The sequence below is a fragment of the Thiocapsa imhoffii genome (assembly GCF_016583985.1).
Lineage (GTDB): Bacteria > Pseudomonadota > Gammaproteobacteria > Chromatiales > Chromatiaceae > Thiocapsa > Thiocapsa imhoffii.
Map to the genome: position 1 here is coordinate 1 of NZ_NRSD01000004.1, position 26,746 is coordinate 26,746.

The following is a 26,746-nucleotide window of genomic DNA, read 5'->3' on the forward strand; positions in this document are numbered from 1 at the left end:
ATGGGGGGTCCTCCGCAGGTTTGGTCGCCCGTTGTGGACCATCAAACCCCATGCATGTTCATTTTCTCTATAGATTGCTTCTCTAGTACATTGTATCTAATGGCGTTTTATTGGGGATACCTCAGGGTCTGTCCCCGTTTTCGTTTCTTCAACTTTTTCAGATCGAATCCACGAAGTTTCACTCTGTACTCGAAATAATCTGTCCAAACAACTTCCTTCATGATCGCTCAATCGCAAGTACGTCTGGTTGCGTTTTTTGTGGCATAACGTTTCACGTAACCCGCCCATTTGTAGCGAGCATCGCGAGCGAAAAATTCGTCGGCGTTTACGCGATTGTTATGTTTTTCTTGTTTACGCAGCCTCGACCTTCGAATAGTGAAGGAGCATCAAATCTTCTTCTTTGATTCCAAGCATCGCGTATGCTCTTCCATCATCCCCACAAAACTCGACCTCGTAGGCGGAATCTCCAAGCATTTCTACGATAGTTCCCACTTGTCCCTTGACTAATCTTGCTTCTGGCAGATCTCGTAGTGAGGCAACCACATCCAGCTCTTTAATCTTGTTTGACATGATCTATCGGCCTCATAACACGTATCAGGATGTAAGGCGAAGTCTTTTCTCGCCCAACTTAATGATCCATGTACTCCTTACCATTGCTTCCTTGGTGCCCCTGGCGTAAGTGAAGTCAACAATGTATCGAGTACCGTACTCATCCACTATGCCAATAGCACAATCCACCGTGATTACTTTTGTAGCAATGTGTCCGCAAGTTCTTGTGCGTTGCTGCCAGTCATTCCCAGAGCAGAGAGAAACACCCGTGCCTTATGTTTGCCTCTTGGGTGTTCGTAGTTCAGGCAGTAGTCGGTGAGTTTCCGGATGTCGACAACTGCGTATTCTGCGTTCGGGACTTTCACTTCAGCTCTTCAAGACATAACGCTTTGCTCACCGGTAAATTAGGAGCGCAGCGAGTAATTTATCCGCGTGGAGCAACTTGTTATACAGATCAGTCGACATGCATCGCATTTCTTGCATACTCCTTTAGAACAGACTTTAGCTCCTCCAGTCTGTTCTTGGCTTTAAGATCATCGCTGTTAGTGATCAAGTACTCCTCAAGATACTTCACTTCGAGATGCACTAGATCAATGCGTATTCGCTGCAGCCAATTTGCCGATCCTAGGTTGTGATATTCCCAGTTCCGGTTGAAAAAAGGATTTTCGTAGTAAGGAATCGCGTCAATTGGAGTGGCATCCAAACCGCACTTTTCGAGTATAGCCCGCAAATCTTCAAGCAAACTTTCGTCGCTTTTATGGAATGACTCAAGCAAATGCTCGATGCCGGCAATCGCATCATGCGCGCTTTGCATCACTTCAAAAAAGCTAGCCTTGCCGTTGACCTCCATAGCCAAACCAGAATCCTGGAACACATGTTCTAGCTTGTTGGCACGCTCGATTTTTTCCCAATACTCGTCCATTTGATCTTTGAGCTTATAAAGGACGGCTTCATCGATTTTAAAGCTGGACTTCTCAAATAGTAGCTCATGATCCAGCTTCATTTCTTTGAGTTTTTTCACCGGATATCGGTCAACGTCATCTGTTTCGATATGATGGGGGTAACACAGCAGAATCAGGTTTTCATAGCTTCGACGGTATTCATCATCGCTGTTAGGGTTGAATCGCTCTCCGCCGCTGCTCGCCGCTTCGATATGACACACCTGTGCGATAAAAAGGTTGTCACCATTTACCAGAGGGTGAGTGCAGCCTGGAAACGCGCACTGGTTGCCTGAGCGGGCGAAAAGCGCTCTTAAAGTTTCCAATTTGGTTGATAATCGAGGCATTACACCCCTCTTGTATAACGCCAGCCGTAACTGGCGTATTTGTAGTGAGCGCAGCGAACGAAAAATGCGTCCACGCTTACGGCATTGTTAGGGTTTTTCGTGGCCGCATAAAAACGCAATGTTCTTTTCATTTATTTCAGTTATTGACGAGAGCGTTCTTTCAAACTGAATTTCTTTGATCTTTGCAAGCTCAAATACTTGCTCCAAAGTTTGCGTTTTGTAATCACCACATGAATAACGCATGATTCCTTCCATCATCTGATCTAAATAATCATGCCCGTTCTCGATCAGTGTTTCTGTGTACTTCGGGGTTCTTCCCGAGTGAACAATTAGGTTTCTTGTTCGATACATTCTTCGTATCTGCCATGAGACTTTTTTCTTGTGAAGCGCAATAATATCCTTAACATTCTCTGCACTTGATAGCATCTCGGAAAGAGCGAACCCGCGGTATCGCAGCAGATGAAAATCTTTCAATGATGCATAAAGGCCACTTCTTAGATCTTGGTTACCTTCAAGAGCAAGCAGATACAATGTGCGTTCGTATATGTCTCGGCCGTGAGAGTTCGGCACTCTATTAAGAGTTTTTCGTGTGATATTCTTATCCCATAGGAAGAGATCCGCAACAAATCTTTCGATTACTCTTTGAATGTACCCAACGACGACAAATGGAAGTATGAAATTAATTATCGATCCAATCTTGTTCCCTCCTACATGTGAAGGAACAAGTGTTTCGATAGCTGTCCATAAATTCACCAATTGATTTTCAACGACATCATTTGAAATACAGATTCCGTGAAGATCAGCGACGCGATTGAATTTTTGAAAGCTGCCCCCGTCGTGCATGGCGAAGGAAGAAATAAGGCGATTTAGCTCCCTTGCGGCTTTTTTTGGTTTGTAGTCAAAGCCCTTCTCCATTGCCCCCTTGTGAGGCCCTTCAAGACTTGCGGATTTATCGCAGCATTTTCGGAAAATTAGAGATTCCCGCCTCCAGGATATTTGGCTCTTATGGTAAAAGAGCGAATACAGGTCACTAAGATTATCGATCTTTCTTTCCGCTCCAGATCGAGCTGTTTGGTGATCAAATGCTCTGATTTTCTTAATCAGAACGTATTCATGATTTTCAAACTCACCATCCTTCTCAAAATGGTGCTCTTCTGCCGCCTCAGAATATTCTTCGGGAATTTCATCGAACACCTCGACATTGAAGGCGCGAACGGACTCTGAAACTGTTTTGATCAACGGATCAACAAGAAACAGAGCCTCATAGAAATGGATCTTACCGTTGAAAAACTCCAAGTAGTTTTTTAGCGCGCTGGTTGATTCGATCTTGGGCTCATCGCCGAGAAAGAAGAAATCTAAGGTCGTTTTGTAGAGGAAAGATTTACTGTAGCCAATATTAATCAACGTGGTTGCAAAAGTGCGAGCCAACTGATCGATATGTTTCTTACTCTTTAAGTCGATTTGTAGCGCCAATGCTTCCTTGCATTTCGCCAAGTACCTTGAAGGCCCGATGGTTCGAGAAAGCGCTTCAAGACGCTTTCGTTTTTCCGATAGCGGAGTGTCTTCATCGTGGACGATGTAATAACTTAGGTCGATATCCAACAGAGATTTGGCGAGCTTGTCGCTCTGGATGCTCCACTCCAACTCCCGTAGAACGTGGCTTAAATTTGCTCCCTCAATGACTTTGTTATCAATGTCTTCAATAAGACGAAGTGCTTCTGAGCACAGATAAGGAGCATTGAGAGCTGATGGCTTATAGCTATCTAATGTGTAGTCAAATAAAAGTTCGTCCATCCGCTGGGCAAAAAACACCAAGCCATCTAAAGACGGATCGGACTTCCATTTGTGAAGGCTACGAAATCGCATTTTTAACCCTAACGTGTTCTAGGTTGCATGCGTCGTTCCGTGTACTAGACTGCATGCAGTCTAGCGCAAGAGTAGCCTAACGATGCCTGACGTCAACACCACGCGGACGCGCCGTGGGGGCGGCGCACCGTCGAACTGGGACCGTTACCTGGATCTCCTGATCCAGCGTCAGGTTCCGGCGAAGTCCCGTCAATGGTACGTCCGACGGGTCGAGGATTTCCTGAAGGACCTCAAGCCGGCGGCCTTGTCGGCGCTGACGGCGGACCAGGTCACGGACGACCTGCGACGCAGGTCGGCACGTTCCGATCTCACCGAATGGCAGATGCGTCAGATCGTCGATGCCTTGCGCTTGCTGTTGGTTGACCTGGCGCAAGTTCCTGCCGGGAGGGGGTTCGATTGGGGCTATTGGTGGGAGGGGCAGCGGCCCCTGAGCAAGGAGCATGCGACGATCGCGCGCAGGACGGCCATGAGCGCCGAGGACGGTGCCGATCCAACGTCCATCGGCGTCCCGCGGTTCGGCCGCTCGGCACCGGCGTTTCCGATCCTGGAAGACAGGGCGCGAACCATTCGAACAAAATTACGGTGACACCGTCCCATTTACACTCATGTTGGTTGTCTCAGGTCATTGTTCTGCGAAGGCGGCCGGCCACGTTTGCCTGGACGGAGCGTGCGGCCAAGTCGCTTTTCGAGCACGCCAAGCGCTTGGTCACCCATCAATGGTCGCCCGATCGTTTGACCCTTCGTGAGCGCGGCAACCGGTTCAGGATCCGCTAGTTCCTCCAAGACGTCCGCGACACGATCGACGCGATCCAGCAGGGGAGAAACCGTCACCAAGCCATCGTCCTGGCGCCGGAGATGTGCTGGCGTGCTGGACCAAGGCCAGTCGGCAGCCGTCGCAGCCAGCCTCGCCTTGACGGGATTCAAAGCCACGTCGCGGAACGCTGCCATCAAATGTGGTTCATCCATGGCCACGCAACCGAATCGCCCTTGAAACAAATGGCCAGTGACGCGCAATCGTGCGTTGATGTACCCGCTCTATCGACGATGCGTTTCGCCGACGGCGCGGGACAGTCCGGTGTCGTCAGAAGGCGCGAGAATCAAGTGAACATGGTTTGGCATCAGGCAATAGAACCAGACGTCCACGCCGTTTGATCGACACGCCTAGGCGAGCCAATCTCTGTAGAGCGCATCGTCGTCGTCTTCCATGTCTATCTGCTGGCGCCTGTTCCCACGTTGCGTCACATGGTGGGGAATGCCGGGGACGATGATGCGTGGGAGCCGAGACATGCGCTAGGCATAAGCCGAGAGGGAGATGGTGTAAATAGTAAAGTGTCACCGTAACTCCACCAAACTTAAATTTGATTAAACGGCTTTGGCGACACGTCAAGGAACAAGTTTTATATTCTCGATACTACGAAACCTTTCCCAAATTCAAAGCTGCGATCATGGGGTGTATTAATAGCACTACCACCAGCAATCTTAAATCTCTCGAAACTCTTTTGACATCGAAGTTTCAGGTGATAGAAAAACGCAAATAGTAAATACATAGAGTATAGCTATCTGTACTCGTCGAAGAATTTGCTGTCAATCTCAAAAACTGTTTTCGGGCGTACGCCTAGCTGCAGGTGTTCAAACATTGACACAAGCTTCTCTCCGTTAACCATTTCTATGGGGGGAACGCCGTCGCGCCTAGCTTCCTTCTGGGCATCGGATGTGAATTGTCCGGTCGTCAGAATGATGCCTTTGTCCGCTCTCCCCATCATTGCGCCGCGGAAATCGCGGACGTGCGATGCGGAGACCGGACGATCTGTATATCGCTTGCATTGAAAAAGAACTTTAAAGCTAACGAAGGGGTTGAGTTCCAATAGACCATGTCCGTCGATTCCACCATCACCCGAGCGACCTGTAACCTCCACCTTTTCAAACCCAGACTTTCGAAGAAGAAGTTGGCATATTCGTTCAAAGCCCTCCGGTGACAGTGAACGAAGCACATTTAGCAGGTCTGTTTCGTGCTCCAAGTCATCGATGATAGCATCGGCGTCTTCGTGTCCGGCAACCTTTATATGCATTTCGCCTTGCACGGACTTGAACATTTCATAAACGTCGTCAACGCTCAGTTTCGCGGTTTCTCCCTGTTTCGTAAGCCGCCAGATGCCGCGCTCGGATGGATCGATGAGTCCACCTTTCGCCAGATAAAATCTGGCCCAGGCGATCTGATTCTTTACCCGAGAATTACCGTTCTTGGTTGTTTCTTGCTGTTCTTCTTCTGGTATAGCGAGTGACTCGATGACAGCGTCAGTGACCTCAGCTGGTTTGCCCGAGCCACCAAGGGCTCTGAGGCTATCCAGAACCGGCAGGGCGAAACGCAGAAACTTGGGTCCTTTGGTGCGCTTCATGTGTATGAGATTCGGTTTCGGTAGCTAACGCTCTGCATCAGCGGCGGCGCGTAGCGCCGTCCGCTGCATGCTGTTGTTCGGCGGATTCGGTCTCTCGGTCATCGGCCTACTTCTTCCAAGTGTACTTGATCGGGTTGGCTGCACCGGGTTTCCGGTACTCATCTGGGACCCGCTTGCCAACGTAGATCTTCTTTAGGTCCGCGGGCGCCTCCTCGCCGACGAAGCCGAACCTGCCTGGAACACCAACCCCTTCCGCACGACCGGGGAAGTTAGCTGCCGTCGCCTCCAGCCAATCGCGCGCGATGAACGCACCGACGATGACTCCTTGCATGGTTGAGAGGATGACATCTGCCTGCTTTGCCTTTCTCTTGTCGATCTTCCACGCGTACCGCGTAGCATCGTAAAGGGATCGTTCCGCCGCACTCCTATTGACGCTGATGAGTAGCGCCTTGTGCCGGAACACAGCCGGTTCGGCGGAATAGCGACGAACGATCTCCCGGGCGTGCATGGCCCCGTAGTCGTTGCCGCCTGCTCCCCCCGCGATGTTCGTCAGACCCGGGTACGCGTCGATGAGGGCCGCTTCGACTTCCAAGGCGGTAGCCTCATCCATGCCGTGCCGGTGAATGACGTGGCCGACCTCGAAGCCAGCGAGACGGATTTCCCGGATACGCTTCAGCTTGTTGTCGATCTCGTCGCCATCCAGGCGCCCTTCGGCGCCGATGTGCGCGAACACCCGATTGCCCTTCCCTTTGCCCACGTAGAACGTCTCGCCATTCCGCGGATCGATGAGCCTGTAGACATACGTCTTGAGCTTCTGCGCCACATCCGACGAAAACGATTCAACTGAAGGCCATCGTTGGACGAAGCCGCTACGCGGAGGAAGCCCGGCGTCGGCCTTAGAATGTCACCTCATGCCTCACTCGCGAGGGGTGTTCTTATCAACATCATGAGGTTACCCCAGCATATCAGTCTCCTGCAAAGAGCAATTCGAGCGCCACTACGAGGCGCATCTCAAGCACCTTCGGCTCAAGGGTCTGCAACCGAAGACCATCGAAGCCTACGCGTGCGCCGTGCGGACGGTCGGTGCCTATTTTGACGGCTGTATCGACGATCTGTCCGAACAGCAGTTGCTGGATTATTTAACCGATCGGCTCGAAACCCACTCCTGGAGTGCCGTCAAACTCGACCTCTACGGATTGAAGTTCGACTACGCCCACGTGCTGCGCAAGGCCTGGGTGAGCGTGGATCTGGTCAAGCCGCCCAAGGGACAGCGCCTGCCGGATATCGTCACGGTCGAGGAGGCCCGGCGACAGATCGAGGCCACACGGATGCTCAGCTACCGCGTGTTCTTCTTCACCCTCTACAGCCTCGGGCTGCGCCTCGGCGAGGGGCTGGCGCTGACGGTCGCCGATATCGATGCGGCGCGCCGGCGCGTGCACATCCGCGCGGGCAAGGGCAACAAGGACCGCTTCGTGCCCCTGCCGACGATGACGCTGGAGGTGCTGCGTCGCTTCTGGCGGTTGCATCGCAATCCGGTGCTGCTGTTTCCCAATCGCACGGGCGGACGCGCGGCCGCAGCCTCGGCATCCACCCCGTTGGATCGCGGCGGTGTGCAGCTGGCCCTGCGCCAGGTCGTCGCGGCGTGCGGGCTTAAAAAAAGATCACGCCCCACAGTCTGCGTCACAGCGATGCCACTCATCTGATCGAGGCCGGTGTCGATCTGCTGGAAGTCCAGAAGATCCTCGGTCATCACGCCATCCTCACCACCGCCCGCTACACCCACCTGAGTTCTCGCACCGGCGGCAACGCCGAGCAGGCCATTAATGACCTGATGAGCGGCTTCTCCATCCACTGGAGGGGCGTGAAATGATCCTGCTCTCCGCCATCATCGCCACCTTCGAGGCGGACTATCGGGCCGCGTATGGCGAGACGATCCTGCCCGGTCAGCTCAACGCCCTGCACGCCCTGCACGCCCTGAAGAGTTGCCGCACCTCGGCCAGCCCCCTGATGCGGGCGCAGTGCAGGGACTGCGGCCACACGCAGCTCGTCCCGCACTCCTGCGGCCATCGTGCCTGCCCGCACTGCCAGCATCACGAGAGCCAGCAATGGCTCGAGCGACAGCTCGCCAAGCAGGTGCCGGCAACCTATTTCCTGCTGACCTTGACCGTCCCCGCGGCGCTGCGCGCGCTGGTCTGGGCCAACCAGCAGACGCTCTACGATCACCTGATCCGCGCGAGTTGGGAGACGTTGCGCACGTTCGTGCGCAACGACACACAGCTGCAGGGCGAGGCCGGGGCGATTGCGGTGCTCCATACCCATTCGCGACGACTCGACTTTCATCCCCATGTCCACCTGGTGGTGCCCGCCGCGGCGATTGATCCGGACAAGAAGCGCTGGCGCACCAAGCGCGCCAAACGCGGCTATCTTTTCAACCACAAGGCCCTGGCCAAGGTCTTCCGCGCCAAGCTGCTCGCGGCGATCGCCGCCGAGGGGCTGGTGCTGCCCGCGGGCGTGCCCGGGACCTGGGTCGTGGACTGCAAGAACGTCGGCCGCGGCGAGAAGGCGCTGGTCTATCTGGGGCGCTACCTCTATCGCGGTGTCATCCAGGAGAAGGACATCGTTGCCTGCGAGAACGGCCAGGTGACCTTCCGCTACCGTCATGCCAAGCACAAGCGCTTCGAATACCGCACCCTGCCGGGGGCGCACTTCCTCGCCCTGCTGCTCCGGCATGTCTTGCCCAAAGGCTTTCGCCGGGTCCGCAACTTCGGCTTTCTGCATCCCAACAGCAAGCGCGCCATCGCGGTCCTGCAGTGGCTCTTCGGACTCGATCCGAAACGCCTGATCGCGCACCTGAAACCGCGGCCTCGACTGGCATTCCCATGCTGCGGGGCCGCCATGGTCATCGTGCAAACCGGTCTGACTCCACAACCGCCCCGAGTACCGGTCATCCCGAACCTCGCGGCGAGCGAGACCCCGGTGATGTAACCGCCGCGACGAGCGCCATCCCCCGGATGTCGGTTTCCATGGGTCGAGGACCGCGCTCGGCCTGAATTCGGCCATCAGCGCCCGTTCAGGCCGTCTCTGCAGCTGAACTCGCCGCAATGGCGAGCCACAAACGGCGCGCGGCGAGGTCTTCGTCGGCATCCGAGCCCAGGGCTCCATCGACCTCGCAAAAACTATTTTCGATCTCCCCACAGCGCCACGATACCGGGCTCGTCCAACAAACGGTTCAGATCGTCGCTCACTGCGCTCGGACGATCTAACCTTATTCGTTAGCCTTACGCTGCTTTGTGCTTTGCTAGAAGTGCCCTTACCTCTGGCACAAGCACTGTGGGAATTTCCATCATTGTTTGACCATCCATCTCAAATACGGCCTCGTCTTCGGCGAGCGCATCATCTTCCGTCTGAGTTTCATAGTGCGCTAGGATCTTGGCGACTCGGTTGCTGTCCCACCCTGGAGGAAAAGCACTCTGTTTCATCTAGGTTTTCTCCGGTGTCTGCGTTTGAATGCTGTCAACGGCTTGCCCGTGATTTCATAGGCTGTGATAACGAAGACGCTTTTTGGTTCTGGATCGGGAACATAGATGACCCGCAAGAACCTTCCAGCAAGCGTGCGCCCAAGGACAACCCTCGAATCGTCTTTACCTGGCCGATCTTCTGCGGGATTCACTAAAATTTCTTCGACTTCCTCTTCAGAGACACGGTGCTTATAGATGTGCGGTGCATCTGTTTGAGGATCGATGAAAAAACGTATGTTCATGACTCCCTGGCCTTGTTCACGGCTAACATGTTCTAGGTTGCATGCGTCGTTCCGTGTACTAGACTGCATGCAGTCTAGCGCAAGAGTAGCCTAACGATGCCTGACGTCAACACCACGCGGACGCGCCGTGAGGGCGGCGCACCGTCGAACTGGGACCGTTACCTGGATCTCCTGATCCGGTGTCAGGTTCCGGCGAAGTTCCGTCAATGGTACGTCCGACGGGTCGAGGATTTCCTGGAGAACCTCAAGCCGGCGGCCTTGTGGGCGCTGACGGCGGACCAGGTCACGGACGACCTGCGACGCATGTCGGCACGTTCCGATCTCACCGAATGGCAGATGGGTCAGATCGTCGATGCCTTGCGCTTGCTGTTGGTTGACCTGGCGCAAGTTCCTGCCGGGAAAGGGGTCGATTGGGGGCTATTGGTGGGAGGGGCAGCGGACCCTGAGCAAGGAGCATGCGACGATCGCGCGCAGGACGGCCATGAGCGCCGAGGACGGTGCCGATCCAACGTCCATCGGCGTCCCGCGGTTCGGCCGCTCGGCACCGGCGTTTCCGATCCTGGAAGACAGGGCGCGAACCATTCGAACAAAATTACGGTGACACCGTCCCATTTACACTCATGTTGGTTGTCTCGGGTCATTGTTCTGCGAAGGCGGCCGGCCACGTTTGCCTGGACGGAGCGTGCGGCCAAGTCGCTTTTCGAGCACGCCAAGCGCTTGGTCACCCATCAATGGTCGCCCTATCGTTTGACCCTTCGTGAGCGCGGCAACCCGAAAACAAATCCGTCCTCACCGTTCAGATTTTTCTCTGTTTGGAGGCACTCACATGAATTGACGCAAGTCCCTGGATTGGCTAGCTTCCAGCGCAGCACGGTCTCGAAAGATCCGTAGGCTGGATCACGGATGCGAATGCCCTCGACGACCCAGATCGACCGCGACACAAGCCGCCGCATGATCATGCAGCGCGGCCGAGCCCGGGATGTTTCACTGAGACCCCGGGGGCCGCGAGCCTGCTCGGACCGCTGAGCCTGGCTGGGGGCGCTGCCGAGGTCTCTGCCGTTACCTTATCCTGCTACCACGCGCGGTCGCTTCACCCAGGCGGCGCGCCCGCACCCTTCGGGCACCGCGCTCCCGCCCGTCGATCGCCCACTTCGGGCCTCGTCCGGACGCACACCCGGATGCAGAGGATCCGTCCGAACCGGCCATCGACGTTGTCGCGGATCCTGCTTAGCACACCACGCTTCGAGGAGATGACGCATGTCCCAGACTCCCCACACCCCCCTTCACCGCTGGCTGCTCCTGGCCGCTGTCGGCCTGGTCCTCGGCGCGACGGGCGCGCAGGCCGGTTCGCTGGATGCCCCAGCCGCGCCGTCCTCAACGGGCAGTGCCCTCTATACCCTCGACGACCTCTACCAGCGGCTCGAGAACGGGACTGCCGGAGCCAAGCGCAGCGGCGGCTTCAGCGAGCCGGCCAGCGGCCCGAGCGCGGGGACCATGCACACGCTCGATGACATCATGAACAAGATGCCCGCGGTGGACGCCGCCGGTGCGAGCGCGGCGGATGTCGCCAGCGGCAAGACCTTCTGGGGGTTGACAGAGACCGGCTGGGGGCCTCAAACGGGGACCGCCACCTCCGGGGCGGCTCCGTGCAACTGCAACAGTGGCACGATTTGGAATGCCGCCAATGGAGGGACCCGCTGGTGCGACAACGGCAACGGCACGGTGACGGACCTGTTGGGCGCGACGGTGGATGGCAAGACCAAGGGGCGCTGTCTGGTGTGGCTGAAGGACGCGGGCTGGGGCGGGCAAAAGCCATGGCGCGCTTCGTCGGGAAACGACGATGCCCACACGCGCGCTGGCCTCCTTAAAAGCGGCGAGGCTGGATTGAGCGATGGTTCGGTGGAAGGCGACTGGCGTTTGCCGACCTTGAGTGAGCTCAGGGCGCTGACGACGAATCCTGAACAGATCTTGAGAGGCTCGCCTGGGCCGTTCTCCGGCGTGCGGTCGGACCGCTATTGGTCGTCCACGTCCGTGGCGGCCGATCCCAGTCTCGCCTGGACCGTCCAAACCAACATTGTCGTCGCCATGGGTAAGTCGTTCTCCGGCGACTATGTCTGGCCGGTGCGAGGCGGACAATAGACCCTTGGACACTTTGCGCGCTTCGACCCTTATGGGGGGGTGCTGGGGGTCCCCCGTGCCGCGCGGAGTGCGGCTAAAACTGGATGTTTAACATGGTCATGTCCGAGAAACTGATCGCACGTGATCGGGCGCTGAAGGTCAAGTTGCCGGGGTGCCTGCTGCTGTTACAGGCCAAGCCCGACGAAACGGCTGCCTTCATGCCGGTGATGGACGAGGACGCCCGCGCCGTCTCTGCGGTGACCGGACTGACGATCCAGACATCCCGGCGGGAGGCGCTGGCACCTTGGCTGCGCAGCCGCACGCACCCGATCGACTGGATCGCCGAGACCGGGCGCCCTTTCGCTCGCATCGCCGAGCGGGTCGTAACCGTCACGTGGTCGGCGCGACCTGTCCGGCTCGGCGCTGCCTCTGCCACCACTCACCAGCCATGATCCCGCCCATCCGCCCATTGTCCTTGCCCCGGAGCATCCTGCCATGACGCGAATGACCTCCCCGCGCGGCGCCGTCCCGGCATGCGCACCCCGTCGGCCCGGGACCGCGATCACGGCCCTGACCGCCGCCCTGCTGGCAACACTCAGCGTCCCCCTGGTGGCGGCCGAGATCGCCACCAGCGCCCAGTTCGCCTGGTCGGAGAACGCCGGCTGGCTCAACCTCAAGGCCACCGGTGGCGATGCCCAGATCTACAGCGACCACCTGGAGGGCTATGCCTGGCATGAGAACCTCGGGTGGATCCGCCTCGGGACCCATACCGGGGGTGGGCCGCACACCTATGGGAATAGCACCGCCACCAACTACGGCGTCAACCGCGACAGCCTCACCGGTGCCCTCTCCGGCTATGCCTGGAGCGAGAACGCCGGCTGGATCAACTTCGGACCCACCGACGGTGGCGTCACGGCCAAGGTCGAGACCGGCGATCTGGACGGCTACGCCTGGAGCGAGAACGTTGGCTGGGTGCGCTTCGCCCCCTATGCCACGATCGGGCAGGTCTGTGGCTCTGGCATCGACTACACCCCGGAGTCCTGGCACATGCTGGCGCTGCCCTGCCTGCCGAGCGGCGAGACCGTTGCCGGCACCTTCGGCGACGGCTCACTGACCGATCTCCCGACGAGCGGTTACAGCGTCGCCAACACCGGTTGGGCGTTGTTCAAACGCACGGTCACGAGCACGCCGTCCCGGTATGACATGCTGCCGGGCACCGAGGCACTGGTCCCCGGAGCCGGCTACTGGTTCAAGAGTTACATCCAACCATGGAATGACAGGCTCGAGGTCACAGGGACCCCAACTCCGGTGGCGGAAGGACAAGGCTGCACCTCGCCGAACGGCTGCGTGGCCGTGCCGGTCCAGACCGTCCCCGGGCAGAACCGCTACAACCTGGTCGGCAACCCCTTCCCCTATCCGATCGATTGGGCGAAGGTGCGCGTACGCGTCGGCGGCAGTAGCGGCGCGATCTACACCCCCAGCCAAGCCGCGGGACTCGGCGACGACGCGGCCAATCCACCCGTCCTCTCCAACCAGATCTGGCTCTGGAACGGCAACAGCTACGACACCTACGCCGATGCGACACCAGGCATGGAGGGCCAACTGCGCTACTTCACCTCGTTCTGGGTCAACGTCCTACCTGGTGCCCACAATCAAACGGTCGAGCTGCTGATCCCGGCACGGCTGGATCTCGATCTGAGCCAGACGCAGACCTTCGATAGCACGCATCTGGCCGGCTCTGACAGCGGTCGCGGTTCGTCCTGGTTCCACGCCCTGCTCGACTGGCTGCTGCCCACGGCGGCGGCCGATCCGGGCGGCCGCTGGGCCGTGGGCGAGGTGCTGCCCGGACGCGGCCCGGAGGAGCGCCCGCTGCGCGGCTGGGCGCGCCAACCGGCACTGGGACCCGCTCCAAGCGCGCGCAACCCCGACTTCGACCTGCTGGTCACCGAAGGGATCTGGACCCAGAGCCTCGAGCCCAAGGACGCGCGGCACGCCGCGCATCGGCAGGCACGGTTCGAGGGCCGCGAATGGTTCGTGCGCCTGAAGGTCGACGAACCGGCCACCGGCTTCAAGGACCACAACAATGTGCTCGGCCAACTCCTGACCGCGCTCGACGGCCCCGATCAGCACGACCTGATCGAACTGCCCCCCTATGCTGCACCCTGGCTGACCCTGGTCTTCCCCCGTCCCGCTTGGGGCGCGCGTGCCGGCGACTATGCCAGCGACTTTCGCGCCGCGCAGCGGCTCGGTCCGCGGGGCCGGGTACTCCCCGGACTCCCAGCGGGCGACTGGCCGTTCGAGATCCGCGCCGACCGCCCAGGCGGCCAGGTGGTGCTGCGCTGGGAGGGCGATGCCGCGGTCCTCGGCCGCAGCCGCTTGATCGATCACCGTACCCGACAGATCATCAACCCAACCGCCAAGCAGTTTGCCACCAACGGCTATCCGGTCACGCTCACCACCGGGTCGCACGCCTTCACCTGGCGCTTCCTCGGCGGCGTGCTGCCGGCGCGCTGAGGTCCAACCCGAACCAACCCAGCCGCCCGTGACCAGGCAGCTGGGCGCACAGCCCACGCCCACCCCAAGAGGATCGCAACGATGACAGCGCCCCATGATGCCCACCGCAGCGACGCCGTGCCCACCGAGGCGACTGACGCCCCCGCCGACCGCCCCAGCGATGCCGACCGCCGTGCCGCGCTGGCCAAGCTCGGCACGCTCGCCGCCTGGACCGCTCCGGTCATGCTGACGATGACCCTGCCAAAGCGGGCATCGGCCTTCTCGCAACCGCCAGGCGGCCCAGGCCCAGAGGGCTAAACAGTCGTGCGGCCCCGCACGTCATGCTCTAATCCACGTCGGATCAGCCGGCGGTTCGCCGGCTACCGCTCTGATCATCCCACATCGCTGGATTCCAACAGCCGATTCAGGACCTTGCGACAGTGATGGCCGCGATGCTGGTGTTGCGACAAACCGAGCGCTGAAGATTCCGCGCGAGATTCCTCGCGGCCCGGTCGACCGCCTCTGCATCCATAGCCTCGTGAATCAGGCCTGAATCGCGTTGCGGGAGCATTGGGGCTCACCGAGCGCGCATGCGATACTGAGCGCTTCGCTTCGAGCCCCCGAGCCGCGTCATGAGCCACAGCCGCAAGATCCTTGTCACCAGCGCCCTGCCCTACGCCAATGGCCCGATCCACATCGGTCATCTAGTCGAGTACATCCAGACCGACATCTGGGTCCGCTTCCAAAAGATGCGCGGTCAGAGTTGTTGGTACGTGTGCGCGGACGATGCGCACGGCACCCCCATCATGCTCCGCGCCCGTCAGGAGGGCATCACGCCGGAGGCCCTGATCGCTCGCGTCGCCGCCGAGCATCAGGCGGATTTCGCCGCCTTCCGCGTGGCGTTCGACAACTACCACTCGACCCACTCGGAGGAGAATCGCCACTTCGCGACCCTCATTTACGAGCGTAATCGCGACCAGAGCCACATCAGCAAACGAACCATCACCCAAGCCTACGATCCGCTTGAGCAGATGTTTCTGCCCGACCGCTTCATCAAGGGCGACTGCCCCAAGTGCGGCGCCCCGGATCAGTACGGCGATAACTGCGAGGCCTGTGGCGCGAGTTACTCACCAAACGAATTACGCAACCCGCGCTCGGCGATCTCAGGCGCGGTGCCCGAACAGCGCGAATCCGATCACTACTTTTTCCGCCTGGCTGATTTCGAGCCGATGCTGCGACAGTGGACGCGGGGCGGCGGACTCCAGCCCCAAGTGGCGAACAAACTCGACGAGTGGTTTGACGCCGGGCTCCAGGAATGGGACATCTCGCGCGACGCACCCTACTTCGGCTTCGAGATCCCCGACCATCCCGGCAAATTCTTCTATGTCTGGCTCGACGCGCCGATCGGCTACATGGCGAGCTTTCGCAACCTCTGTGACAGCCCGCGCGGTCGTGACGCGGGGCTGGACTTCGATCAGTTCTGGGCGCGCGACTCAGCCGCTGAGCTCTACCACTTCATCGGCAAGGACATCATTTATTTCCATGCCCTCTTCTGGCCAGCGATGCTCGCAGGGGCTGGTTTTCGCACCCCCACCGCCGTCTATGCGCATGGCTTCCTGACGGTCGATGGACAGAAGATGTCGAAGTCGCGGGGCACCTTCATCAAGGCACGCACCTACCTCGATCATCTCAACCCCGAGTATCTTCGCTATTATTTCGCGGCCAAGCTCGGTTCTGGCGTCGATGACATCGACCTCAGCCTGAGCGATTTCACGGCTCGCGTGAACGCCGATCTCGTCGGAAAGGTCGTGAACCTCGCCAGTCGCAGCGCGGGCTTCATCACCAAGCGCTTCGACGGACGGCTTGCCTCCCAGGTGGCCGATCCGGCCCTCTATGATCACTTCATCAATGCGGGGGTCTCAATCGCCGCCGCCTACGAGGCGCGCGAGTTCAGCCGGGCGGTGCGGGAGATCATGGCCCTGGCCGACCGCGCCAATCAGTACATCGACGAGCACGCGCCCTGGGTTCTGGCCAAGACGGCCGGGCGTGAGTCCGATCTTCAGGCCGCATGCTCGATGGGTATCAACCTCTTTCGCATCCTGATCGGCTATCTGCGACCGGTCCTGCCCGGAACCGCGACGGATGCGGAACAGTTCCTGCGCATCGCCCCGCTGACCTGGACGGCGCTCGCCGAACCCTTGCTCGATCATGAGATCGCCCCCTTCACACCCTTGATGACGCGGGTGGACCCAGCCGCGATCACCGCCATGCTCGACGCATCGAAAGAGGATCTCAGCAGCGCGCCCAAGCACTCCGAACCCGCGTCCCCGCCCTCTGGCGCGCAGGCACGCGAGCCGATCGCGGCGACCATCGATCTCGACACCTTCACCCAGATCGATCTGCGGGTCGCCCGGATCCGCTCCGCCAGTGTCGTCGAGGGTGCCGAGAAGCTGCTGCGGCTGGACTTGGACCTAGGCGGTGAGACGCGCATCGTCTTCGCTGGGATCCGCTCGGCCTATGACCCGGCCGCGCTCACCGATCGACTCACGGTGGTGGTTGCCAACCTGGCCCCGCGCAAGATGCGTTTTGGTGTCTCGCAAGGCATGGTACTGGCCGCTGGCCCCGGAGGGGCGGACATCTTCCTGCTGAGCCCCGACACAGGCGCCGAACCCGGCATGCGCATTCGCTAAGTCCGACCCGCGGTCAGGCTGCCCGAGCGGCTGCTCATGAGGCATGCGGGCGGGGCGAGACGGGCCGCGGGGGATCGTACCGCTCACCGGTTCGGCTCCCGTGCGTTCCCGCGCATGGGATAACCCTGCTTTCTCGATGCTGTCTCGCGGTTGTCGCAAACCAACGCAACGGCGTATGCTCTGCTTCTTTCGCGCCTGCAGCATTCACCCAACGCGCCTTGATGTCGTCTTGTCGGTCGCCGCACATCCTTAATCGAGCATGACTGAATACGCGCTCATTCTGATCAGCACGGTGTTGGTGAACAACTTCGTGCTCGTCAAGTTTCTCGGTCTCTGCCCCTTTATGGGCGTGTCCAAGAAGCTCGAGACCGCCGCTGGCATGGGACTCGCGACAACCTTCGTCCTGACCCTGTCCTCGGTGACCTCCTGGCTCGTCAATCAGTATCTGCTGGTGCCCCTTGGGATTGAGTATCTGCGCATCATCGCCTTCATCCTGGTGATTGCCGCGGTGGTGCAGTTCACCGAGACCATCATGCGCAAGACCAGCCCCTTGCTGTATCAGGTCTTGGGGATCTTCCTGCCGCTGATCACCACCAATTGCGCCGTGCTGGGGGTGGCGTTGCTGAACCTGCAGGCCGAACACACCCTGATCGAGGCGACGCTGTATGGCTTTGGCGCGGCCATTGGATTCTCACTGGTCCTCACCCTGTTCGCGGCAATGCGCGAACGGGTCGCGGTCGGTGACGTCCCCGAACCCTTCCAGGGCAGTGCCATCGCCCTCGTGACCGCCGGCCTCATGTCGCTCGCCTTCATGGGTTTCGCGGGTCTGGTGGCGAATTGAGGTCGGGCACACGATGTTGATCGCCATCCTCGCCATGACCGGTCTCGCGGGTGTCCTCGGACTCTTGCTCGGCTACTCGGCGATCCGCTTCCGGGTCGAAGGGAATCCAATCGCTGATCAGATCGACGCCTTGCTCCCGCAGACCCAATGTGGGCAATGTGGACATCCGGGATGCCGCCCCTATGCCGAAGCACTGGCCCGGGGCGAAGACGACATCAACAAATGTACCCCCGGCGGTGAAGCCACCGTGCTCGCCTTGGCGGATCTGCTCGGGCGCGACCCCACGCCGCTCGAAGTCGAGGAGAAACCCCCGTCGGTCGCGGTCATCGACGAGCAGACCTGTATCGGCTGTACCCTGTGCCTGCAGGCCTGCCCAGTCGATGCCATCGTGGGCGCCGCCAAGCAGTTGCATGGCGTCATCAGCAACGAGTGCACCGGGTGCGAACTCTGTCTGCCGCCATGCCCGGTCGAGTGTATTCGGATGGTTCCCATCGCGACCGACATTCCGCGCTGGCGTTGGCCTTATCCAGAGGGCCGGCCAGAGCAACACCCGGACGCGCGGGCGCACGTCGCCGCGGCGGCCTGATTCGAGAGAACCTCCTTGGCAGCCATGCTTTCATTACTGAACCGGCGTCGTCTGTGGCGATTCCACGGCGGCCTGCACCTTCCGGACGAGAAGGCGCTCTCCAATGGGCATCCGGTGGTGTCGATGCCCTTGCCACGGCAACTCGTCATCCCCTTGCAGCAGCACATTGGGCGGCGCGCGCGCCCGATCGTCGAGGTTGGCGAACGTCTGCTCACGGGCCAGTTGCTTGCCCGCGCCGAGGGCGACATCAGCGCATGCGTCCATGCCTCGACGTCCGGGACCCTGATCGCGATCGAGGAGCATCCGGTTCCTCACCCCTCGGGCCTGTCCGCGCTCTGCGCGATCATTGCACCGGACGGCGAGGATGCCTGGGCCACGCCTCCCGAGCCCCTGACGCACTATGCCCAGTGCGATCCCGCCACGGTGCGCGAGCGCATCCGTTGGGCTGGCATCGTGGGCCTCGGTGGGGCGTCCTTCCCCACCAGCGTCAAGCTGAATCCGGGTCCGGATCAGCCCATTCAGACCCTGATCCTCAACGGTGTGGAATGCGAGCCCTACATCACTTGCGATGACCGCTTGATGCGGGAACGCGCCGGGGACATCCTCGCTGGCGCCCGGATCATGCACTACTTACTCGGCGATCCGCGGGTGCTGATTGGGATCGAGGACAACAAACCCGAGGCCATCGCGGCGATGCGTGCGGCATTGGCCGAGACGGACATGGCGGGTTACACCGAGATCCGCGTGGTCCCGACCCAATATCCCAGTGGTGGGGAGAAGCAGCTCATTCGCATCCTGACGGGGCGAGAGGTTCCGAGCCACGCCATCCCGGCGCGCATCGGGATCGTCTGTCAGAACGTTGGGTCCGCGGCGGCCGTGGCCGATGCCGTCCTGCGCAGTCGCCCACTGGTCTCGCGCATCGTGACGGTCACCGGTCGCGCGATCGCCGATCCGCGCAATGTCGAAGTCAGAATGGGCACACCGATCGCTGACGTCATCGACTTCTGTGGCGGCCTGCGCGAGACACCGCGCAAACTCCTCTGTGGTGGCCCCATGATGGGTTTCGCCTTGCAGGACACCCAAGCCCCCATCATCAAACCGTCCAATTGCATCCTGGCCTTGACCGAGGAAGAGAGTCCGGACCCGGGATCGGCCTTGGCCTGTATCCGCTGTGGGCGCTGCGCCGAGGTCTGTCCCGCCAAACTGCTGCCCCAGCAGATCTATTGGCATGCCCGCGCAAAGGATTTAGACCGCGTTCAGGATTACAACCTCTTCGATTGCATCGAGTGTGGCTGCTGCGCCCAGGTCTGCCCCAGCCACATTCCTCTGGTGCAGTACTATCGCTACGCGAAGAATGAAATCTGGGCGCGGGAGGAGGAGAAGCGCAAGGCCGAACTCGCGCGGGCCCGCCATGAAGCCAAGCAGGCGCGGATCGAACGCCAAGAACGCGAACGCCAGGCCCGGCTGCGTCAAAAGAAGGACACCTTGGCGGCCGCGACCAGCGATGCCTCCGGGCCAGCCGCCAAGCAAGCGGCCATCGAGGCCGCCACCCGGCGCGCGAGCGCGAAACGGGCCGCGGCCCTTGATCAAACGGAGACATCAAAGGGTGTCAGTTAGGATGATTGAGCGACGACTCAGCGAGCCCACCCCCCGATGAGCGTATCCCTCCAGTGTTCGCCACATGGGTTGCGCCCCAATCGCGTCGATCGGGTGATGCAAGAGGTGCTGATTGCCCTGGTGCCGGGCGTCCTCGCCATGGTCTGGTTCTTCGGCTGGGGCGTGCTCATCAATATCGCCCTCGCGGTCAGCGTCGCGTTGATGGCCGAGGCCGCGATCATGTTGCTGCGACGCCGTTCGGTGCGGACCGCGCTCGGCGACTACAGCGCGGTGGTGACCGCCGTGCTCTTCGCGATCTCCGTACCTCCGACACTCCCCTGGTGGCTAACCCTGCTCGGCATCCTCTTTGCCATCGTCCTGGTCAAACAACTCTACGGCGGAATTGGCTATAACCCCTTCAATCCGGCAATGGCCGGGTATGTGTTCCTGCTGGTGTCCTATCCGGTCGCCATGACCACCTGGCTGGCACCGAACATGCTGGCCGAACACACGCTCGGTTTCATCGAATCATGGCGCCTCATCTTCACCAACACCCTGCCGCCCGGGGTCACATGGGACGCCCTCTCGGCCGCGACGCCGCTGGATGAAATGCGCGGTCAACTCGATCGCGGCCTGACGATCGCCGAGATCGGCCAAAGCCCACTCTGGGGTCTGTTCGGCGGCCGCGGCTGGGAATGGGTCTCCGCTGGCTTCTTGATCGGCGGCCTCTGGTTGCTCTGGCGCCGGATCATCACCTGGCAGATCCCAGTCTCGATGCTCGCGGCGCTCGCGCTCATGGCCGGTCTGTTTTGGACACTCGACCCCCAGACGCACCCGCTGCCCACCTTTCATCTGTTCAGTGGCGCGGCCATGCTGGGGGCCTTCTTTATCGCGACCGATCCCGTCAGCGCCTGCACCACCAAGCGCGGTCAGATCCTGTTCGGGGCCGCGATCGGTGTGATCGTTTTCGTCATCAGGACCTGGGGCGGTTATCCCGAGGCCGTTGCCTTCGCGGTCCTCCTGATGAACATCGCCGCCCCGACGATCGATCACTACACGCAACCCAGAGCCTTCGGACACACTAGAGGTCGAGTCAACCGATGAAGACAACCCCCATCTTCCTCGCGGCCTTCGTGCTCAGCGCCTTCTCGGTCTCGGGCGTGGCACTGGTCGCGGTCACCCATCATCTGATGGATGGACGCATCGCCGAGAATCAACGACACGCCATGCTGCAAAAGCTGGAGTCGATCGTCCCACAGGGGGCGTTTGATAATGATCCACTTGAGGATCTGATTCAGGTGAGCGCACGCGAACTCCTCGGCTCACAGACAACCCGCGTACATCGGGTGCGCAAGGGCGAGGAACCCGTCGCGGTCATCCTCGACCCGGTCGTCCCCGATGGGTATGCAGGTCCCATCCAACTGCTCGTCTCCGTGCTCCAGGACGGCACGATCGGCGGGGTGCGCGTCCTCTTTCACCATGAGACCCCCGGCCTCGGCGACAAGATCGAGGAGCGCAAATCCGATTGGATCCTCAGTTTTGATGGCAAGTCGCTGGTGAATCCGACGCCGACGGGGTGGGCGGTCAAACGCGACGGTGGTGAGTTCGATCAATTCACCGGCGCCACCATCACGCCACGCGCCATCGTCGAGGCGGTCAAAAACACCCTCATCTACGTCCAACAACAGGGGAACAGTCTGTTCGAACCCATCAATACGGGGGCCGTCGTGCCTCAGGAGGCAGGTTGATGGCCGCGCCTCAGTCCTATGGCCGCATCGTCGGCGACGGGCTCTGGAGCAACAATCAAGCCCTGGTTGCCTTGTTGGGTCTCTGTCCCTTGCTCGCGGTCACAACCAGCGCCACCAACGGGCTGGGCATGGGGCTCGCCACAACCGCGGTCCTCGTCCTCTCGAATGTCACCGTCTCGCTGATCCGTCACCTGGTCCGCCCCGAGGTTCGCCTCCCGGTCTTCGTGCTTGTCATCGCCTCCTTCGTCACCACGGTCGAATTGAGCATGCAAGCCTATTTCTACGACCTCTATCTCGTGCTTGGTCTCTTCATCCCCTTGATCGTGACCAACTGTGCGATCATCGGTCGCGCCGAGGCGTTCGCCTCCAAGAACCGGGTCGACCGCGCACTGCTCGACGCCATTGCGATGGGCATCGGTTTCACACTCGTCTTGGTGGCGCTAGGCGGGATGCGCGAATTCGCGGGTCAGGGAACCCTCTTCTATCAGGCGAACCTCCTGCTCGGCGACGCGGCCAGTCAACTCAGTCTCAGTCTTGGCGATGACTTCCAAGGCGCCTTGATCGCCATCCTGCCACCCGGTGCCTTCATCGGCCTCGGGCTCTTGATTGCCCTGAAAAATCTCGTCGATCAACGGGTGCAGCGCGCCAAGCGGCGCGCCAGGGCGCGTCAGTCCGTTCCCACGCCGCGAGCAAGCGTGCCCGCTCCCGCGGCAGGATGATCCAACGCTCCGGATACAGAACCAGCTGCGCGGCCGTCACAGCATCTGCAGGAGGGTCCGGCGCAGCTCATCGGGGCGCACCGGCTTAGACAGAAAGGCATCCATCCCGGCCGCGAGACACTGCTGTTTCACATCCTCGGACGCATTGGCGGTCAGGGCCAGGATGGGCATCGGCCGGGTGCCGACCGTCTCGCGGTAGCGGCGCGTGAAACCGATCCCGTCGAGTTTTGGCATCCGCAGATCCACAATGGCCATGTCATAGACGCCCGTCAGTGCCTCGGCCAGCGCGGCCTCGCCATCCGCAACCTGGGTGATGGGAAAACCCATCTTGCTCAAAAAGCTCGTGATCACCCGCGCCGCGATGGCGTTATCCTCCGCCACCAACACCGGATGTTGCGCCGCGCCGGGCAGGGGTGCGAGCGCGTTCAACGGGGTGTTGCCCGGCCCGGCATTCGCAACGGCGACGCGCGCGCAACTCGGTGCGAAACAGGCCAGGACGGCAGCGAGCAGATCTTCCGGAAGATAGGGCTTGGTCAGACAATGGTGATGGGGCGCCAGCTCCCGTGGACGCTGACCTGGATCGATGAGGAAGAGATAGGTCAGCGCATCGCCAACCGGGGTCTTGAGTGCCACGCGCGCCGCCTTGACGTCGCTCCCACCCGGATGATCGGCGATCACCAGGAGATCGGCCGCCTGCCCGGCCAACGCAGCCGGGTCCGCCGCGCCCACGCAGATCGCTCCCTCGCGGCGCAGGGTCGTCAACGCCAACTCGCGCGCCGTGTCGTTGTGTTCCAAGAGCAGGATGCGCCGGCCATGTAGCCGGTCTAACGTGACCGGTGACGCCGGGGCGGCGTCCGCCAGCAGTGGGAGACGCACCCAAAACCGACTGCCACGCCCCAGCGTACTGTCCACGCCGATCGTCCCGCCCATCAGCACGGTCAGCTCCCGTGCAATCGTCGTTCCGAGCCCGGTTCCTCCGAAGCGCCGCGTCGTCGATTCATCGGCTTGCCGAAAACTCTCGAAGAGATTGGGGAGCTTCTCCGGGGCAATTCCAATACCGGTGTCGATCACCTCGAACAGCAGATGCGCGCAGTCCATCTCGGCCTCCGCCGGACGGACGCTCAGGCACACCCGGATCTCGCCAGTCTCGGTGAATTTCACGGCGTTGCCCACCAGATTAAAAAGAATCTGTCGCACCCGTAAGAGATCGCCCGAAACCTCTGGCGGGACCGCGGGATCGACGTCACAAATCAATTCCAACCCCGCGGCGCGGACACGATGGCCGAGTGCCCCGCACACGTCTCGCACGGGCATGCGTGGATCGAAGGCCATTCGCTCCAACTGCAGTTGGCGGGCATCGATCTTCGAGAAATCGAGGATGTCACCGATCAGTGCCCCTAGGACATCGGCCGAGTGGGCGATGGCCTCGACATAGTCCTGCTGTTCGGCATCGAGCCGTGTGCCCTTCAGGAGTTCGGTCATGCCCATGACCCCGGTCAAGGGTGTGCGCAATTCGTGCGTCATGAAGGCCAGAAAATCGCCCTTTGCCTGATTCGCCTTCTCCGCCTCGGCACGCGCATCTTGGACCTTGTGTAACAATGAATACTGATAGAGCGGCAGCAGGGCCAAGAGCACCAGGAAGAATGCGGCTTCGAATGGATGTTGCCCCCATTGATCGAGCGCGATCAAGACACTGTTATAGGCCACCACGGCAGACGCGGCCGCGACGGTGAGCGGCCGTTTACCAAAACGGGTCGCCGCTGAGATGAAGACGAGGATGTAGAGGAGGTAGAAGGGGCTGATCGCCTCGCGCGTGATGAAAATCGCCAGGCTAATGGCGCCGATGTCGAGCACGATCCCAACATAGATTCGCGCGGTCCAATGAGGGCGCTGCGCGATGCTGATCAGGAAGCCCACATTCGAGCACAGATAGAGACCGAACAAGGTCAGATAGTAGGGAACATCCACCTCGTAGTATTGGGTCACCGCCCCCAGGGCGATGTAGAGCGCGCCGATCAGACACGCCGAGATCCTCACCAACGCCGACTGGAACTCGGGATTCCCGAGCAAGGACGACGCGCCTCCGTGACGCGACAACAATCCATTCATCTCCGCTCCTCCAGGACCACTCCCGAGCTTGAAGTGATTCGGTCTCGATCGCATTGCGGCCGCGCGATCATGTATATTAGAGAATCCTGTCGCGTCTATCGCACACGACACCGATCCAGCCGATGGGCTCGACGGGCCCGATCCGAGGGATCGAACCGCTCGATCCAGATCTCGCACGACGCCTCTCAAGGGTGATCGCGACGAGGCAATCAGCTCTAGAGAACGAGGAAAAGACGATGTCTAAGAAGCATCCGATCGTCGCGGTCACCGGATCGTCCGGCGCCGGCACAACCACCGTCAAACGCGCCTTCGAGCACATCTTTTACCGTGACGGCATCAAGGCCGCGGTGATCGAGGGCGATAGCTTTCATCGCTTCGACCGGATCGCGATGCGCGATGAGATGGCACGTGCCGCGAAAGAGAATCGCAATCTCAGCCACTTCGGCCCCGAGGCGAACCGGTTCGATCTGCTCGAGGAACTGTTCCGCAATTACGGCGAGAGCGGAACCGGGAAGCAGCGGTATTACATTCACAGCGACAGCGAAGCCGATCATCACAACGCGCGTCTTGGCACCGTGCTCAAGGCAGGAGAATTCACCCCCTGGGAGGACCTTCCCGAGGGGACGGATGTCCTCTTCTATGAAGGGCTGCATGGTCTCGTTGTCACGGAAGAGGACAATGTCGCGCAGCATGTCGATCTCGGCGTGGGGGTCGTGCCCATCATCAATCTGGAATGGATCCAGAAGATCTTTCGCGACAATGCCGAGCGGGGCTACTCAGCCGAGGCGATCGTCGACACCATCATGCGGCGCATGCCGGATTACATCCGCCACATCACGCCACAGTTTTCACTCACGGACATCAACTTCCAGCGAGTGGCAACGGTCGATACGTCCAATCCCTTCATCGCGCGCGACATCCCAACCCCGGATGAGAGCTTCGTGATCATCCGCTTCAAGGATCCCGAGAAGTTGCAGATCAACTTCCCCTACCTGCTGTCGATGATACACGATTCGTTCATGTCGCGCCGCAATACCATGGTTGTTCCAGGAGGCAAGATGGGGATGGCGATGGAGGTCATCCTCCAGCCCATCATTGAACGGATGATGGACGCCCGTCGCGTCTAACCGCGAGGACTGCCGGCCTGCTCAGCTATCTTCACGGCTTTCACGCCGGCAACCACGCCGATGTGCTCAAGCATGCGGTCCTGGCGCTCTTGCTCGAGTCATTGGCCAAGACGCCGAAGCCCTGTGTCTATATGGAGTCGCATGCCGGCGCGGGTTGCTACGACCTCGATTCCGAACAGTCACGTCAGACCGGTGAGGCACGTTGCGGGATCGAACGTCTCTGGACACGGCGCGATGCCTTTCCGGAGCTAGTACCGTACCTACGGGCCATCGCGGCTCGGAATCGCACGGGCGGCTATGCCAACTATCCGGGATCACCCATGATTGCCGCGCAGCTGCTGCGTGCGAACGACCGGTTGATTCTGATGGAGCGGCATCCGGGGGAGGTTCGGCAACTGAAACGCGCCCTGGGCGGCGATCCCCGGGTCAGCATTCACCACCGTGATGGTCTCGAGGGTCTGCGAGCACTCCTGCCACCCAAGCCGGCCCGCGGACTCGTCCTCGTCGATCCCTCATACGAGCAAAGCGCGGACTATGCCGCGGTCGCCGAGGCGCTCATCGCGGCGTATCGGCGTTGGCCGACGGGTGTCTATGTGCTCTGGTTCCCACGACTCGAGCGTCAGCGCGATCGTGCTACCCTGCTCTTGAATCGCATCCATCAGGCGATCCCGAACGGGCTGCGACTCGAACTCACGCCACCGGGACCGGATCGCGCCTTGGGTCTGCGCGGGTCGGGGCTGCTCATCCTCAACCTCCCGTGGGGACTGGAAACGCCACTCACAGCACTGATTCCCCGCTTGACCGCGGCCTTAGCGGAATAGCGGATCATCGGTTACGCGGCTCGGCTGGCAACGGGCGCGCAG

General features: G+C 60.4%; 26 protein-coding genes and 1 pseudogene. 17 read left to right on the forward strand and 10 right to left on the reverse strand.

Annotated features, from left to right (window positions below; all coding sequences use genetic code 11):
• Nucleotides 1–351: 351 nt before the first annotated feature.
• The 4 genes from CKO25_RS05210 to CKO25_RS05220 all read right to left on the reverse strand — a co-directional run bounded on the left by CKO25_RS05210 (nucleotide 352) and on the right by CKO25_RS05220 (nucleotide 3,646).
• Nucleotides 352–570 carry a DUF4926 domain-containing protein gene (locus CKO25_RS05210; RefSeq protein WP_207162015.1) on the reverse strand — a complete coding sequence of 73 codons (219 nt, stop codon included), beginning with the start codon at nucleotides 568–570 and terminating at the stop codon, nucleotides 352–354.
• A 173-nt stretch (nucleotides 571–743) separates the two neighbouring features.
• Nucleotides 744–914: a DUF6883 domain-containing protein gene (locus CKO25_RS22210; RefSeq protein WP_503663878.1), complete on the reverse strand. Its 171-nt coding sequence runs from the start codon at nucleotides 912–914 to the stop codon at nucleotides 744–746.
• Nucleotides 915–1,003: 89 nt separating this feature from the next.
• Nucleotides 1,004–1,834, reverse strand: a complete 831-nt coding sequence (locus tag CKO25_RS05215; protein ID WP_200386877.1) for a hypothetical protein — start codon at nucleotides 1,832–1,834, stop codon at nucleotides 1,004–1,006.
• 87 nt (nucleotides 1,835–1,921) lie between these two features.
• Nucleotides 1,922–3,646 carry a hypothetical protein gene (locus CKO25_RS05220; protein ID WP_200386878.1) on the reverse strand — a complete coding sequence of 575 codons (1,725 nt, stop codon included), beginning with the start codon at nucleotides 3,644–3,646 and terminating at the stop codon, nucleotides 1,922–1,924.
• Between the two features lie 136 nt (nucleotides 3,647–3,782).
• Here CKO25_RS05220 and CKO25_RS05225 point away from each other — a divergent pair, with 136 nt between their 5' ends.
• On the forward strand, nucleotides 3,783–4,286 hold the full coding sequence (locus CKO25_RS05225) for a hypothetical protein (RefSeq protein ID WP_200386879.1): 504 nt from the start codon (nucleotides 3,783–3,785) through the stop codon (nucleotides 4,284–4,286).
• A gap of 17 nt (nucleotides 4,287–4,303) precedes the next feature.
• On the opposite strand, the gene CKO25_RS21050 is transcribed toward CKO25_RS05225, so the two are convergent.
• The 3 genes from CKO25_RS21050 to CKO25_RS05240 form a co-directional block, all read right to left on the reverse strand.
• Nucleotides 4,304–4,648 (reverse strand): hypothetical protein, encoded by a 345-nt coding sequence (locus tag CKO25_RS21050; protein ID WP_242467435.1) that lies wholly within the window; start codon nucleotides 4,646–4,648, stop codon nucleotides 4,304–4,306.
• 608 nt (nucleotides 4,649–5,256) lie between these two features.
• Nucleotides 5,257–6,096 carry a restriction endonuclease gene (locus CKO25_RS05235; RefSeq protein WP_200386880.1) on the reverse strand — a complete coding sequence of 280 codons (840 nt, stop codon included), beginning with the start codon at nucleotides 6,094–6,096 and terminating at the stop codon, nucleotides 5,257–5,259.
• 106 nt (nucleotides 6,097–6,202) lie between these two features.
• Entirely contained in the window at nucleotides 6,203–6,919 is a 717-nt protein-coding gene (locus CKO25_RS05240; protein ID WP_200387107.1) for an LEM-3-like GIY-YIG domain-containing protein, read from the reverse strand.
• 226 nt (nucleotides 6,920–7,145) lie between these two features.
• Here CKO25_RS05240 and CKO25_RS05245 point away from each other — a divergent pair.
• A pseudogene (locus CKO25_RS05245) lies at nucleotides 7,146–7,966 on the forward strand (tyrosine-type recombinase/integrase).
• A complete protein-coding gene (locus CKO25_RS05255) occupies nucleotides 7,963–9,081 on the forward strand; it encodes an IS91 family transposase (protein ID WP_242467436.1) in 1,119 nt (372 codons plus the stop codon). Before CKO25_RS05245 ends, CKO25_RS05255 begins: the two are co-directional and overlap by 4 nt.
• A 293-nt stretch (nucleotides 9,082–9,374) precedes the next feature.
• Here CKO25_RS05255 and CKO25_RS05260 read toward each other — a convergent pair whose 3' ends face one another.
• Together CKO25_RS05260 and CKO25_RS05265 are read right to left on the reverse strand one after the other, a co-directional pair.
• Nucleotides 9,375–9,575 carry a hypothetical protein gene (locus CKO25_RS05260; RefSeq protein WP_200386881.1) on the reverse strand — a complete coding sequence of 67 codons (201 nt, stop codon included), beginning with the start codon at nucleotides 9,573–9,575 and terminating at the stop codon, nucleotides 9,375–9,377.
• A complete protein-coding gene (locus tag CKO25_RS05265) occupies nucleotides 9,572–9,856 on the reverse strand; it encodes a DUF4258 domain-containing protein (protein ID WP_200386882.1) in 285 nt (94 codons plus the stop codon). The genes CKO25_RS05260 and CKO25_RS05265 overlap by 4 nt, the downstream gene beginning before the upstream one ends.
• A gap of 96 nt (nucleotides 9,857–9,952) precedes the next feature.
• Here CKO25_RS05265 and CKO25_RS05270 point away from each other — a divergent pair, with 96 nt between their 5' ends.
• The 12 genes from CKO25_RS05270 (at nucleotide 9,953) to CKO25_RS05325 (ending at nucleotide 22,647) form a co-directional block, all read left to right on the forward strand.
• Nucleotides 9,953–10,747 carry a hypothetical protein gene (locus tag CKO25_RS05270; RefSeq protein ID WP_200386883.1) on the forward strand — a complete coding sequence of 265 codons (795 nt, stop codon included), beginning with the start codon at nucleotides 9,953–9,955 and terminating at the stop codon, nucleotides 10,745–10,747.
• A 366-nt stretch (nucleotides 10,748–11,113) separates the two neighbouring features.
• Nucleotides 11,114–11,995, forward strand: coding sequence for an Lcl C-terminal domain-containing protein (locus CKO25_RS05275; protein ID WP_200386884.1), 882 nt, complete (start codon nucleotides 11,114–11,116; stop codon nucleotides 11,993–11,995).
• Nucleotides 11,996–12,087: 92 nt separating this feature from the next.
• On the forward strand, nucleotides 12,088–12,426 hold the full coding sequence (locus tag CKO25_RS05280) for a hypothetical protein (protein ID WP_200386885.1): 339 nt from the start codon (nucleotides 12,088–12,090) through the stop codon (nucleotides 12,424–12,426).
• Between the two features lie 43 nt (nucleotides 12,427–12,469).
• Complete coding sequence (locus tag CKO25_RS05285) at nucleotides 12,470–14,488, forward strand: hypothetical protein (RefSeq protein WP_200386886.1); 2,019 nt, start codon at nucleotides 12,470–12,472, stop codon at nucleotides 14,486–14,488.
• Nucleotides 14,489–14,569: 81 nt separating this feature from the next.
• The gene (locus CKO25_RS05290; RefSeq protein WP_200386887.1) at nucleotides 14,570–14,785 is read left to right on the forward strand and encodes a hypothetical protein; all 216 of its coding nucleotides are present in this window, start codon (nucleotides 14,570–14,572) and stop codon (nucleotides 14,783–14,785) included.
• Nucleotides 14,786–15,099: 314 nt separating this feature from the next.
• Nucleotides 15,100–17,157, forward strand: a complete 2,058-nt coding sequence (metG, locus tag CKO25_RS05295) for a methionine--tRNA ligase (RefSeq protein ID WP_200386888.1) — start codon at nucleotides 15,100–15,102, stop codon at nucleotides 17,155–17,157.
• A gap of 259 nt (nucleotides 17,158–17,416) precedes the next feature.
• A complete protein-coding gene (gene rsxA / locus CKO25_RS05300) occupies nucleotides 17,417–17,998 on the forward strand; it encodes an electron transport complex subunit RsxA (protein WP_200386889.1) in 582 nt (193 codons plus the stop codon).
• A 13-nt stretch (nucleotides 17,999–18,011) separates the two neighbouring features.
• Nucleotides 18,012–18,584: an electron transport complex subunit RsxB gene (gene rsxB / locus CKO25_RS05305; protein ID WP_200386890.1), complete on the forward strand. Its 573-nt coding sequence runs from the start codon at nucleotides 18,012–18,014 to the stop codon at nucleotides 18,582–18,584.
• 24 nt (nucleotides 18,585–18,608) lie between these two features.
• The gene (gene rsxC, locus CKO25_RS05310) at nucleotides 18,609–20,201 is read left to right on the forward strand and encodes an electron transport complex subunit RsxC (protein ID WP_200387086.1); all 1,593 of its coding nucleotides are present in this window, start codon (nucleotides 18,609–18,611) and stop codon (nucleotides 20,199–20,201) included.
• 36 nt (nucleotides 20,202–20,237) lie between these two features.
• Entirely contained in the window at nucleotides 20,238–21,284 is a 1,047-nt protein-coding gene (gene rsxD, locus CKO25_RS05315; protein ID WP_200386891.1) for an electron transport complex subunit RsxD, read from the forward strand.
• Nucleotides 21,281–21,928 (forward strand): electron transport complex subunit RsxG, encoded by a 648-nt coding sequence (gene rsxG / locus CKO25_RS05320; RefSeq protein WP_200386892.1) that lies wholly within the window; start codon nucleotides 21,281–21,283, stop codon nucleotides 21,926–21,928. The genes rsxD and rsxG overlap by 4 nt, the downstream gene beginning before the upstream one ends.
• On the forward strand, nucleotides 21,928–22,647 hold the full coding sequence (locus CKO25_RS05325; RefSeq protein WP_200386893.1) for an electron transport complex subunit E: 720 nt from the start codon (nucleotides 21,928–21,930) through the stop codon (nucleotides 22,645–22,647). Before rsxG ends, CKO25_RS05325 begins: the two co-directional genes overlap by 1 nt.
• A 36-nt stretch (nucleotides 22,648–22,683) precedes the next feature.
• Here CKO25_RS05325 and CKO25_RS05330 read toward each other — a convergent pair whose 3' ends face one another.
• Nucleotides 22,684–24,756, reverse strand: coding sequence for an ATP-binding protein (locus tag CKO25_RS05330; protein ID WP_200386894.1), 2,073 nt, complete (start codon nucleotides 24,754–24,756; stop codon nucleotides 22,684–22,686).
• A 236-nt stretch (nucleotides 24,757–24,992) separates the two neighbouring features.
• On the opposite strand from CKO25_RS05330, the gene CKO25_RS05335 reads away from it, so the two are divergent.
• Both CKO25_RS05335 and CKO25_RS05340 read left to right on the forward strand, forming a co-directional pair.
• Nucleotides 24,993–25,883: a phosphoribulokinase gene (locus tag CKO25_RS05335; RefSeq protein WP_200386895.1), complete on the forward strand. Its 891-nt coding sequence runs from the start codon at nucleotides 24,993–24,995 to the stop codon at nucleotides 25,881–25,883.
• Nucleotides 25,884–25,945: 62 nt separating this feature from the next.
• The gene (locus tag CKO25_RS05340) at nucleotides 25,946–26,704 is read left to right on the forward strand and encodes a 23S rRNA (adenine(2030)-N(6))-methyltransferase RlmJ (RefSeq protein ID WP_338115070.1); all 759 of its coding nucleotides are present in this window, start codon (nucleotides 25,946–25,948) and stop codon (nucleotides 26,702–26,704) included.
• The last annotated feature ends 42 nt before the right edge of the window (nucleotides 26,705–26,746 follow it).

Coding starts and splice junctions, on each gene's coding strand:
- CKO25_RS05325 (WP_200386893.1), top strand. CDS start 21,928: ATGGCCGCGCCTCAGTCCTATGGCCGCATCGTCGGCGACGGGCTCTGG.
- CKO25_RS05290 (WP_200386887.1), top strand. CDS start 14,570: ATGACAGCGCCCCATGATGCCCACCGCAGCGACGCCGTGCCCACCGAG.
- CKO25_RS05280 (WP_200386885.1), top strand. CDS start 12,088: ATGGTCATGTCCGAGAAACTGATCGCACGTGATCGGGCGCTGAAGGTC.
- CKO25_RS05335 (WP_200386895.1), top strand. CDS start 24,993: ATGTCTAAGAAGCATCCGATCGTCGCGGTCACCGGATCGTCCGGCGCC.
- metG (WP_200386888.1), top strand. CDS start 15,100: ATGAGCCACAGCCGCAAGATCCTTGTCACCAGCGCCCTGCCCTACGCC.
- CKO25_RS05215 (WP_200386877.1), bottom strand. CDS start 1,834: ATGCCTCGATTATCAACCAAATTGGAAACTTTAAGAGCGCTTTTCGCC.
- rsxG (WP_200386892.1), top strand. CDS start 21,281: ATGAAGACAACCCCCATCTTCCTCGCGGCCTTCGTGCTCAGCGCCTTC.
- CKO25_RS05260 (WP_200386881.1), bottom strand. CDS start 9,575: ATGAAACAGAGTGCTTTTCCTCCAGGGTGGGACAGCAACCGAGTCGCC.
- rsxD (WP_200386891.1), top strand. CDS start 20,238: ATGAGCGTATCCCTCCAGTGTTCGCCACATGGGTTGCGCCCCAATCGC.
- CKO25_RS05275 (WP_200386884.1), top strand. CDS start 11,114: ATGTCCCAGACTCCCCACACCCCCCTTCACCGCTGGCTGCTCCTGGCC.
- CKO25_RS05270 (WP_200386883.1), top strand. CDS start 9,953: ATGCCTGACGTCAACACCACGCGGACGCGCCGTGAGGGCGGCGCACCG.
- CKO25_RS05285 (WP_200386886.1), top strand. CDS start 12,470: ATGACGCGAATGACCTCCCCGCGCGGCGCCGTCCCGGCATGCGCACCC.
- CKO25_RS05255 (WP_242467436.1), top strand. CDS start 7,963: ATGATCCTGCTCTCCGCCATCATCGCCACCTTCGAGGCGGACTATCGG.
- rsxB (WP_200386890.1), top strand. CDS start 18,012: ATGTTGATCGCCATCCTCGCCATGACCGGTCTCGCGGGTGTCCTCGGA.
- CKO25_RS21050 (WP_242467435.1), bottom strand. CDS start 4,648: ATGGCAGCGTTCCGCGACGTGGCTTTGAATCCCGTCAAGGCGAGGCTG.
- rsxC (WP_200387086.1), top strand. CDS start 18,609: ATGCTTTCATTACTGAACCGGCGTCGTCTGTGGCGATTCCACGGCGGC.
- rsxA (WP_200386889.1), top strand. CDS start 17,417: ATGACTGAATACGCGCTCATTCTGATCAGCACGGTGTTGGTGAACAAC.
- CKO25_RS05330 (WP_200386894.1), bottom strand. CDS start 24,756: ATGAATGGATTGTTGTCGCGTCACGGAGGCGCGTCGTCCTTGCTCGGG.
- CKO25_RS05225 (WP_200386879.1), top strand. CDS start 3,783: ATGCCTGACGTCAACACCACGCGGACGCGCCGTGGGGGCGGCGCACCG.
- CKO25_RS05265 (WP_200386882.1), bottom strand. CDS start 9,856: ATGAACATACGTTTTTTCATCGATCCTCAAACAGATGCACCGCACATC.
- CKO25_RS05210 (WP_207162015.1), bottom strand. CDS start 570: ATGTCAAACAAGATTAAAGAGCTGGATGTGGTTGCCTCACTACGAGAT.
- CKO25_RS05235 (WP_200386880.1), bottom strand. CDS start 6,096: ATGAAGCGCACCAAAGGACCCAAGTTTCTGCGTTTCGCCCTGCCGGTT.